Annotated in this window: 6 protein-coding genes; 2 read left to right on the top strand and 4 right to left on the bottom strand. The window is 45.8% G+C overall.

Annotated features, from left to right (window positions below):
* Positions 1–227: 227 nt before the first annotated feature.
* The 3 genes from ABIX36_RS25320 to ABIX36_RS25310 form a co-directional block, all read right to left on the bottom strand.
* Positions 228–1,019 carry a succinate dehydrogenase/fumarate reductase iron-sulfur subunit gene (locus ABIX36_RS25320; protein ID WP_128536376.1) on the bottom strand — a complete coding sequence of 264 codons (792 nt, stop codon included), beginning with the start codon at positions 1,017–1,019 and terminating at the stop codon, positions 228–230.
* A gap of 78 nt (positions 1,020–1,097) precedes the next feature.
* Entirely contained in the window at positions 1,098–3,032 is a 1,935-nt protein-coding gene (locus ABIX36_RS25315) for a fumarate reductase/succinate dehydrogenase flavoprotein subunit (protein WP_348084960.1), read from the bottom strand.
* Positions 3,033–3,160: 128 nt separating this feature from the next.
* Positions 3,161–3,946 carry a succinate dehydrogenase cytochrome b subunit gene (locus ABIX36_RS25310; protein ID WP_348084959.1) on the bottom strand — a complete coding sequence of 262 codons (786 nt, stop codon included), beginning with the start codon at positions 3,944–3,946 and terminating at the stop codon, positions 3,161–3,163.
* Positions 3,947–4,416: 470 nt separating this feature from the next.
* Between ABIX36_RS25310 and ABIX36_RS25305 the strand changes: the two genes are divergently transcribed.
* Both ABIX36_RS25305 and ABIX36_RS25300 read left to right on the top strand, forming a co-directional pair.
* Complete coding sequence (locus tag ABIX36_RS25305) at positions 4,417–8,034, top strand: VIT domain-containing protein (protein WP_348084958.1); 3,618 nt, start codon at positions 4,417–4,419, stop codon at positions 8,032–8,034.
* A gap of 105 nt (positions 8,035–8,139) precedes the next feature.
* Positions 8,140–9,273, top strand: coding sequence for a thioredoxin-like domain-containing protein (locus ABIX36_RS25300; RefSeq protein ID WP_348084957.1), 1,134 nt, complete (start codon positions 8,140–8,142; stop codon positions 9,271–9,273).
* Positions 9,274–9,363: 90 nt separating this feature from the next.
* On the opposite strand, the gene pdeM is transcribed toward ABIX36_RS25300, so the two are convergent.
* The gene (gene pdeM, locus ABIX36_RS25295) at positions 9,364–10,023 is read right to left on the bottom strand and encodes a ligase-associated DNA damage response endonuclease PdeM (protein ID WP_348084956.1); all 660 of its coding nucleotides are present in this window, start codon (positions 10,021–10,023) and stop codon (positions 9,364–9,366) included.
* Between the last annotated feature and the right edge of the window lie 695 nt (positions 10,024–10,718).

Genomic DNA, 10,718 nt, shown 5'->3' with positions numbered 1-10,718 from the left:
ACTGAAAGTTTGTGAATAGCTTCTCTTGATAATGTTTTTTGCCTTGCATGACGTTAATATACTAAAAATCAACATATTAACGAAATTATCAGGCAAATAAATAATACGTTGTGCAACGGCCACCGGGACGCTTGTGGCAGCTAAAAGGAGTAGAAGAAACCTATTAAAATAAAAAATCCCAGGTTACTGAGTAACCTGGGATTTTTGTTTATTGGATATTTTAGAAATTACTCGCCGCCGGTATGGTCGTGCGCGTGTTCTTCGCGGAATAGTTTCGCGCTGAAGAAATCGTTGTTCATGCGGGCTATATTCGTCAGGGTGATCTCCTTAGGGCATTCTGCTTCGCAGGCACCGGTGTTGGTACAGTTACCAAAGCCTTCTTCGTCCATTTGGGCAACCATGGCTTGCACGCGGCTGTAACGCTCTGGCTGGCCTTGTGGCAATAAGCCTAACTGGGTAATTTTTGCAGATACAAACAACATGGCCGATGCATTTTTACAAGCCGCCACGCAAGCGCCGCAACCAATACAGGTAGCCGAGTTGAAAGCCTCATCAGCCACTACCTTAGGGATCAGGATCGCGTTAGCATCCTGCGCACCACCGGTATTAACCGAAATGAAACCGCCAGCTTGTTGGATCCTGTCGAACGCAGAACGATCTGTACCCAAATCTTTTATTACCGGGAACGCTGCCGAACGCCATGGTTCGATGGTAATGGTTTCGCCATCGCTAAAGGTACGCATGTGCAACTGGCATGTGGTAATAGCTTTTTTAGGCCCGTGTGGGTGGCCGTTGATATATAAAGAGCACGACCCGCAGATCCCTTCGCGGCAATCGTGGTCAAAATAAATTGGCTCATCATTCTTTTTGGTCAGGCTTTCGTTCACCACATCCAGCATTTCCAGGAACGACATATCCTCAGAAATACCTTCTGCCTTATAGGTAACGAATTTACCTGCCGTTTGTGAATTTTTTTGGCGCCATACTTTCAGCGTCAGATTCATGTTTCCAGTACTCATCTTTTTATTGAGTTTTGAGTTGTGGGTATTGAGTTTTGAGTTGGTTTTAACTGGCCACTCAAAACTCAATACTCATCACTATTTATAACTTCTCTGTGATAACTTAACATTTTCGAAGATCAGTTCTTCTTTATGAAGTTCTTCTTCCTCATTTTCACCTTTAAACTCCCATGCCGATACGAATGTAAAATTTTCATCATCGCGTAAGGCTTCACCCTCTGGTGTTTGAGATTCTAAGCGGAAGTGACCACCGCATGATTCACGGCGCGCTAATGCGTCGGTCACCATCAGTTCGCCCAGTTCTATAAAGTCGGCTACGCGGCCAGCTCTTTCCAACGCAGCGTTAACCTCGTCATTTTCGCCGGTTACAATCGCGTTCTTCCAGAAATCAACTTTCAAAGCTTTTATCAAACCTTTCGCGTGGGTCAATCCTTCTTCGGTACGTGCCATACCGCAATACTCCCACATAATGTGGCCAAGCTCGCGGTGGTACTCCACAACTGTTTTATTGCCTTTTAATGCAAGCAGTTTGTTGTTATAGGCAATAACTTCCTGTTTGGTTTTCTCGAAAGCAGGGTGGTTTTTATCAACCGGTTTAGGGCCGATAGTGGCCAGGTAATCGCCAAGGGTATATGGGATAACAAAGTAACCGTCAGATAAACCCTGCATCAGTGCAGATGCACCAAGGCGGTTTGCACCGTGATCGCTAAAGTTACACTCACCCATGGCGTAAAGGCCCGGTACGTTTGTGCTTAAGTTATAATCAACCCAAAGGCCGCCCATGGTATAATGTACCGCCGGGTAAATGCGCATGGGCTGTTTGTAAGGGTTCTCGTCGGTAATTTGATAGTACATATCAAACAAGTTACCATACTTCGCTCTTACTGTATCTTCGCCTAAGCGTTGGATAGCCTCCGCAAAATCGAGGTATACGGCTAAGCCGGTTGTACCAACACCCCGGCCCTCGTCGCTCATTTCTTTGGCGTTACGTGAGGCCACGTCGCGCGGAACAAGGTTACCAAATGATGGGTATTTTCTTTCGAGGAAGTAATCTCTTTCGTCTTCTTTTACCTGTGCTGCAGTAATCTCCTTCTTCTGAAGTTTGTTAGCAACCTCCACAGTTTTTGGAGCCCAAACACGGCCATCGTTACGCAACGATTCCGACATCAGCGTAAGCTTGCTCTGGTGATCGCCGGTAACTGGGATACAAGTTGGGTGAATTTGCGTATAGCAAGGGTTAGCAAAGAAAGCGCCGCGTTTGTGCGCGCGCCATGCGGCCGTTACGTTTGAGCCAATTGCGTTGGTAGACAGGTAAAACACGTTGCCATAACCACCTGTGGCTAATAATACCGCGTGACCTGCATGTGTTTCTATCTCGCCGGTTTTTAGGTTACGGGTAACAATACCTCTCGCCTGTCCGTCAACCAAAACAACATCCAGCATTTCGGTACGGGTGTACATTTTCACCTTACCCAAATGGATCTGGCGGTTCAGTGCCGAGTAGGCGCCTAACAATAGCTGTTGTCCTGTTTGGCCACGTGCATAGAATGTACGCGATACCTGCGAACCACCGAAAGAACGGTTATCCAGCAAGCCGCCGTATTCGCGGGCAAATGGTACGCCTTGTGCAACACACTGGTCGATGATATTTACCGATACCTCTGCCAAGCGGTAAACGTTGCCTTCCCGGGCACGGTAGTCACCACCTTTAATGGTATCGTAAAACAAACGGTAAACGCTGTCGCCGTCGTTCTGATAGTTTTTTGCTGCGTTGATACCACCCTGTGCCGCAATAGAGTGTGCGCGGCGCGGGCTATCCTGGAAACAAAACGATTTAACGTTGTAACCAAGCTCGGCCAATGATGCAGCAGCAGATGCGCCGGCTAAACCGGTACCTACAATTATAACATCGTATTTACGCTTGTTAGCAGGGTTAACCAGCTTTAAGTTAAATTTATGCTTGCTCCATTTTTCGGCCAGCGGGCCCTGCGGAATTTTAGCATCTAAACTCATATTGTTCTTTTAGATTAAAGAGCCAAGAATCAAGAGCCAGGATAATGGCTCAATTTCTTTCCTCTGTCTTATGTGCGTTATTGACGGTCCTGTTTTTTTTCTTGAATCTTGATTCTTACCTCTTGATTCTATTTCGATAAACTCTGGATAAAATATACTATCGGCATTAAGGCAAATCCTACCGGGATAATCACCCCGAAGAACCATGTACCGAAGAAGTAAACTATCGGCTGGTACTTACGGTGCACCCATCCCAGCGTGCGGAACGCGCTCTGGAAACCATGCAGCAAGTGGAACGCTACCGCGGCCATTGCAATTACGTAGAACGCAACATACCATAGTTTGCTAAAGCTCTCCTGCACACGTGCGTGGATATCTTTCACCCGTACAATTTCTACATTGTTTTCCGTAGAGATCGAACGTTCAAATTTTACATCTGCAGGAATGTATTCGGCAACGGTTGTTACATTGGTTGCCAGATCGGTACGGTACTCTTTAAATTTTAGTACGTTATCATACTTGTAGGTAAACCAAAAATCGCTCATGTGGATGACAATGAACAACAACAGGATAGAACCTAAAAGCCCCATATTTTTTGATGACCAAGACGCGTCCGACTTTGGCTGTACGGCGTAACCTACCGGCCTTGCGCTGCGGTTTTTAAGGGTCAACACCAAAGCATACACCGCGTGCACTATAATGCTGATGTACAGAATGTACGCGATAACTTCGATAGGAGGAAAATGCGTTAAGAAATTTGCGTAGCTGTTAAATGCAAAACCCTGGTCGTTTTTAAAAAGCAACAGGTTGCCGCCCAGGTGAACAATTAAAAAAGTACACAAAAACAAGCCAGTTAAAGCCATTATCAGCTTCTTTCCCAGTGATGAGTTAAAGGTTTGTTTGAATTCGCTCATTATTGATTCAGATTTATTTAGGCAAAAGTATTTATTAAAAGCCAAAAGATATAAATGGTTTCGGCTTTAGGTAGTGATTATCATTATTTAGAAACAATCTAAAAGAATAAAACCGAAATGGGTCTGTTTGTGTTCCGTTGGTAATGTACAGTAGGTTATGTTCACGGTGTTCACGCTCACACAGTGAACACCGTGAACATTTATAAAAAACTTATAATCAGTCGTTTACAAATTAAGGAGTGGTGTCAATATTGTGTCACCGCCAATATTGTTGCTGTTAACTATTTTCGCAGGTCACAGTTACCTGCTGAATGCTGCACAAGGCGCTACAGAACGGGCCAACCTACCGCCATTACAATTCCGCAATATTCTAATGGATTCAACCGCAGAAACTACACACCTCCCACTTTTTCAAAAATCTTTATGGAATCCGCTTTACATCTGCATCCTACCTGTAAAACCAGCCAATTATGAAACTACTTTCTTTACCTATCCTCGTTCTGTTGCTGTTCATACAAACGGCAATCGCCCAATCTCCCCAGCTTACTGTTGACGGCAAAAGCAATAACGGCGTTACGCTGCAAAACTTAAAAATTGATGTGGCCATTTATGGCAATATCAGCCGCACCACCTGGCAAATGACTTTCCACAATTCCACCAACAGGATATTGGAAGGTACGCTGCTATTCCCGCTGAAAGACGGCGTGAGCGTAAGCAGGTACGCCCTGGATATAAACGGCAAAATGCGTGAGGCAGTACCTGTAGACCGTGGAAAAGGCACGGTAGTTTTTGAATCGATAGAGCGCCGCCGGGTAGACCCGGGTTTGTTAGAGAAGGTAGCCGGCAATACTTTCCGCACGCGCATCTACCCTATCAATCCAAACAGCACCCGTACGGTTATTATCGGTTACGAAGAAGAAATACCCATGGCAGCAAACGGCAGCCTTAAATTCACGTTGCCGCTTAACTTACAGGATACCGTAAAAACGTTCTCGCTTACGGCGTCAGTTGTGCAAAGCGCCACAGCCCCGGTTGCCGATGATACCAGTGGTTATGCGCTTAAATTCGACAAGCACCAAAACACTTATTCATCATCTATAGAGAAAACGAACTATACACCGGGCCGTTCGCTGTCGTTCTATATCCCCAAACCAAAAGATGTTGCCGAGGTAATGATACAGGCGCAGGGCAATAAATATTATTGGTTTATCAATACCGCCATCCCGGCACAAACTATCAACAAGCCATTGCCGCATAGCATTGGTTTACTTTGGGATGCATCACTGAGCGCAGCCAACCGCGATGTAAAAAAGGAGCTGGCCCTGCTGGATGCTTATTTTAAAAAGCTGAATAATGCCCAGGTAAGCCTCATCGCTTTCAGCAATGTGGTATTAAAAAACAAACTCTATACTATCGCCAACGGCAACTGGGATGCCCTTAAAACCGATTTAGAACATACCACTTATGATGGCGCAACAAATTTAGCCCGGCTCGACCTGAACAAATATCCCGCAGATGAATACTTATTGATCAGCGATGGGCACCAAACCTTTGGCGAAGGGCAAATGAAATTAAACGGCAAACCGATTTACTGCATCAATTCATCCGCAGCGGCAGATTACAGCAACCTGAAATTGATAGCCCAGAAAACCAATGGCGAGCTCATAGACCTAAACAGGGATGATGTAGCCAAAGCGATGAGCACCCTCACCATTCAGCCACTACGCTTTTTAGGCATTAAAGCGGGCAGCACCGTGGAGGATAATTATCCATCGCTGCCCGTTACGGTGAGCGGCGCATTCTCTTTAGCAGGTATCACCAAAAACCCTAACCAAACCATCACCCTGCAATATGGCTACGGCAACAGAGTAAGTGTAGAAAAACAGGTTACGCTCGATCTGCAGGCAAACGCCGTTGATAACGTGGATGTAGCTAAACTATGGGCGCAGAAAAAGATAACTGAACTGGATATTAATTACGAACCCAACCGCCAGGAGATTGAATCGTTGGGTAAAAGGTTTGGCATTGTTACCCGCAACACCTCGCTTATTGTGTTGGAAACCATAAACGATTATATACAATATGGCATAGAACCACCAGCGGAGTTAAGAGCGCAATACGATGCCATTATGAAGCAGAGGAGAAACGATGATGATGATGAGCCGAAGGCGGCCGATGCAAATCTTATTGGGGCAGAAAACATGCTGCAAACCCTCACCGAATGGTGGAATACAGATTTTACACCCAAACCTACTCCAAAACCGGCAAAACAGGTTGTTAAGCCGCGCGCAATTGCGAGCAGTCCGGTAGTACGGCAACCAGCGAGGCAAGTCTTGACTAACGGCTTAAACGGGAATAACCGCCTGATAACCGGCAGGGTTTTAGATAAAGAAACCGGGGAGCCCATTGTGGGGGCTACCGTAACTGCAAGGGGAACAACTATAGGTACCCAAACCAACTTAAGCGGTAACTTTAGCATAGGCCTGCCCGCAGGTACGGCCTTACAGATATCCTATATTGGGTATACCAGCTGGCAAAGTACACCTCATGTAAACGGCCTGGTTAATGTTAGCCTGGCGGCATCTTCTGCCAATTTGAATGAGGTTGTGGTTCTTGGTTATAGCACGGTTAGGCGGCGGGATGTTACCGGTTCGGTAACAACCGTTGGCCCTACAACATACAAATCGAATGCGGCGAACGATAAGGAACTGGAGCCGCCAATGGTGGGGAGTATTGCCCCGAATGCAGATGCAGAAGCCTCTCAAGACGTTACAAACCTTTCAAATGGCCTAACGGGAAGAGCGGCTGGCGTGGCAGTGCAATCGCCAAATGTTGCAATTAACCAAACATTGGCTGGGCAAGCGTCTGGGGTTACCGTAGTAACGCAAGGTGCGCCTGGTATTAATACAAGCGTGATAGTCAGAGGTGTTTCCGCGATTGGTGCGGCTAACCCTTTATATGTAATAGACGGCGTGCAGGGTGGAAGCTTAAACGGATTAAACCCAAATGATATTCAATCTATTGATGTGCTAAAAGATGCGGGAGCAACCGGTATTTATGGTGTTAGCGGCAGCAACGGGGTTATTATAGTAACCACCAAAAAAGGCGCGGCGGCAAAACCTGTTGCGCCGGCTCTCGATTCTGTTGCCATTGCTACGCCCCAACCCGAAGGTATCACCATCGCCTACAAAGCAGCCGATTCAGACTACCTGAAAACCATCCAAAAAGCAGGCAAAGCAGGTCAGTACCAAAAATACCTGGAGTTGCGTACCGCCTTCGCCGCTAACCCGGTTTACTATTTTGATGTGGCCGATTATTTCATAAAAACAGGCGACAAAGAATTAGGCCTGCGGATCCTAAGCAACCTGGCCGAAATGGGGCTGGATAGCTACGAGCTATACAAAATGCTCGGCTACAAATTAAAACAGCTTGGCGATTATGAAGCCGCGCTCTTCGTATTCAAAAAGATAACCGAACTACGCCCGCTTGATCCGCAAAGCTTCCGCGATTATGGGCTGGCATTGGACGACGCAGGCAAACACCAACAAGCCTTGGATGTGCTTTATAAAGCCATGGTAACCAGTTATACCAAGGATGCCGAAAACCTTTACGATGGTATTGAGGAGATCTTCCTGCCGGAGATAAACAGGATAATAGCATTGAACAAAGGCAAGGTAAATGTTTCCGGCATTTCAAAGAAGGTCATCAAATCGCTCCCGGCAGATATTCGCATTGTGATGGACTGGAACATGAACAATACCGATATTGACCTGTGGGTAACCGACCCCAACGGTGAAAAATGCCTTTACAGCCACAACCGTACCCAATTGGGCGGCCGCATATCTGACGACATGACCCAGGGCTTTGGCCCCGAGCAGTTCCTGTTGAAAAAAGCCATTAAGGGTACTTATAAGATCGAAATAAACTATTATGGCGATACCCAGGCTACTATTGCCGGGCCTACTACGGTAATGGCCGAATTGTTTACTCATTATGGCACTCCGCAGGAGAAAAAAGAACTGATCGTACTGCAAATGCAAAAAGATGCCAAAGGCGCGGTATACATAGGCGACCTTGATTTTAAGTAAGTGTTTGATTTGCCGGAGCGGTAGCAATGCCGCTCCGGTAAATCATAACAAACAATTTTTGGCGGTCAATTTTTTTCGCTTATTTAGGGCTACTAAACCATCCGCATGAAAATACTTTACACAGCGTCGCTCCTACTGTTATTCGCATCTTGTAAACAAGCCCCCAAATTAGATCTGACCATCAAAGCAGATGGTGTTACCAATGGCACTGTACAGCTAAAACAAGCCAGCGAACTAACCCTGAACGAGCCGCTTAAAAATGGAGAACTAAGCAAGAGCACTCAATTGCAAGCACCCGGCTACTACAGCCTCAGCGTAATTGATAACGATAAGCCCATCACCTCCAAAATAGCTTACGATATTTACCTGGAGAACGGGAGCTACACCATCCAAACCAACCCGGCAAAGCCTGCGGATTACCCTGCCATTACCACAACATCGGCAACGCAAAAAGAACTTAATGAGTACTATCAATTGCTGAACAAGTATACCGGGGCCATGGATCGTAAAATAGATTCGTTAACCCGCTACCTGCAATCAAACACTGTGGCGGCTTTGTCAAAACAAGACCGTGCCGCGTTGTACACCGGCACCCGCGAGGTACAAAAAGCGCGCCGACTGTTAGATTTGAAAGTGCTTAAAGAATACACCGACAAATACCCCAAAGCTAAAATTGGCGCACATATTATTGTGCAGGTGTACTACCCCGAATACGCAGAGGCATACAACGAGCTTTTTCAAAAGCTGCCGGATGATGTGAAGTTGAGCGATGATGGCTTAAAGATTCGCAACAAACTGGGCAATATGCTTAGCCAGGTTGCCGGCGCAGATGCGCCGGACATTGCCGGCACCACGCCCGATGGCAAACCCTTCAACAAAAAAGCCATCGACAAAAAGATCACTCTCGTGGAGTTTTGGAAACCCAGCAACGAAACCAGCGACCTGATCCACAAGCAACTGGTAAAAGGCATCATCCTCACCCCTGCCGATCAAAAAAACTTTGGTGTGGTAACGGTTGCTTTAGATGATAAAAAAGACGTTTGGCTAAACGCTATTAAAAACGACAATAAGCCATGGCAGCAATTACAGGATGGCGATGCATCGACAAATGTGACGAAATGGGAAATAAATACACTACCAACATTTATGCTGGTTGATAAGAACTGGAAGACGATCAAATCAAATGTACCCTTCGGCGAGATAGATACCGAGGTGCATGAATATTTAAAGAAGCACTAACAAGTTTGGAGCGCTGATCTTGTCGGGATCAACGAACCTGGCTTAGCATTTTACATCCAAAACTCATGACTCAAAACTTTCTACTTAAAACTAACTAATAGCGATCACTTTATCCTTCAGCACTCCGAAGATATTATCATTCTTTTGGCTGCGGATGGCCACCTTGCCGGTAAACCTGCCAAAGGATGGCAATATGGCCTGATTTTTACCAAACGCAAAACAAGGCAGGGTAATGCTCTGCCTGCCACGGCCAACCAAATTAACACCCGGGTGAATGTGCCCGCAAAGCACGTACCCACCTTCGGCCCTTGTAGCCGGGGCGGCGAGGGGGTGGTGCAGCATCAGGAAGGGGCCAACAGTTAATTCTTCCGTCAGTACTATATCTAATGCCAGGTAATGTTTATCGTGAATTATATCGTGGTTACCTTTTACCAGGATGATCTGCAGCTTGGGGAACTGTTTGCGCCACATTACAAACCAATCCCAATCGGCGTTCAGGTCGCTGTGGAACAGGTCGCCCAGGAAAATTATTTTTTCGGGGCGATGTTCGGCAATGAGGTCTGATAGCATGGCCAGGTCATCCTGCTCCATATCGCGCGGAATGGCTATCCCCGCTTTGCGGAAATGCCCAACCTTACCCAAATGTACATCGGCAGCAATCAGGGCTTTCTCCTGTTTCCAATAGATGGCCTTCTGCGGAAGCAATAAAAGATCCTGGTTTAAAAATTGAAAAGGGGTACCCGCACTCATCGACATAACGGGGCAAAGATACGCCTCACTCAAACCCTCTCCAAAGGAGAGGGCTTTAAAATAAGAAAAAAATATCTCCTTCTCCTTTGGAGCGTAATAGCTATCCTTAGACAGAATTCATAAAACGTTCCTATGGAACGTAAAATCGCTATTTATTTTCCTACCCATGAGGCGTTCCGATGGAACGATTTCCTTTTATCCCATCGGGATGTTTCATGGGGTAAACAGCAGCCAAATCGCATTACGTTCCATAGGAACGTTTTATGAATCGCCAACCTATCGCGTTTGTAAGCCCTTGTATGAATCGCTTCAATTTGCCGTCTTTTACTAACCATCAGACATCCTTGCGTGGGAATTAGGGTTAACAAAACTTAACACAATTTCAATAAATGTTTTGTAAAAATCTAATAGTCAGTGGTTTAAAATCATACCGGGTTAACATATTTTTCCATAATAGGGTCACCATAAATCCTAAATCTTTTATTATGAACCCGTAAGGAAATTTAATAACCACTGTCTTCTAATGAATTATTGCTCTTTGGAGAGCAATAATTCATTAGACAGACGGGTAACTCATAAGACGTTCCGCTGGAACGTTAGAGGGTTCTTTGGCATTTTCTACCCATAAAACATCCCGAAGGGATGAAGAAACAAAATCGTTCCGGAGGAACGTCTCATGGGTAGAAAAAATAACG

This window comes from Mucilaginibacter sp. (assembly GCF_039925265.1).
In the GTDB taxonomy this organism is placed as follows: Bacteria; Bacteroidota; Bacteroidia; order Sphingobacteriales; family Sphingobacteriaceae; genus Mucilaginibacter.
The sequence above is the reverse complement of the archived record's forward strand: the minus strand, read 5'-3'. Positions and strand labels throughout refer to the sequence as shown.